The organism is Paenibacillus sp. MER TA 81-3, assembly GCF_023713585.1.
In the GTDB taxonomy this organism is placed as follows: Bacteria; Bacillota; Bacilli; order Paenibacillales; family Paenibacillaceae; genus Paenibacillus_B; species Paenibacillus_B profundus.
This window is the reverse complement of the sequence record NZ_JAMAWB010000120.1, coordinates 1-286: the sequence shown is the minus strand read 5'-3', so window position 1 is coordinate 286 and position 286 is coordinate 1. Positions and strand designations below refer to the sequence as shown.

General features: G+C 48.3%; 1 protein-coding gene. It reads right to left on the bottom strand.

The genetic code is table 11. The annotated features are described in order from the left end of the window. Positions 1-286: IS3 family transposase (locus M3650_RS31510; protein ID WP_251580300.1), on the bottom strand; the 286-nt coding region annotated here is incomplete at both ends.

Below are 286 nucleotides of genomic sequence, written 5' to 3'. Positions count from 1 at the left end.
TTTCATTTGGCGCATCTGCAGTGAATTTGCGGTTCAGCACGTTCTCAGCTACCTGCTGTGGAGTGGATCTCGCATCTCTCTTTTTCTTCCTCCGGATGACGGATTGAATTCCTTGTATCTTCATCAGCCGGTACACGCGCTTTTGGTTAATCGTTTTTCCCGTTTGGCGGCGCATGTGCAACGTTAATTGACGGTATCCAAAGGTACGCTCGACTTTCTCATAAATGGACATCATGACATGCGTCAGCTCTGCATTTTCCTGCTCATGGGAACTGGGCTTGCGATT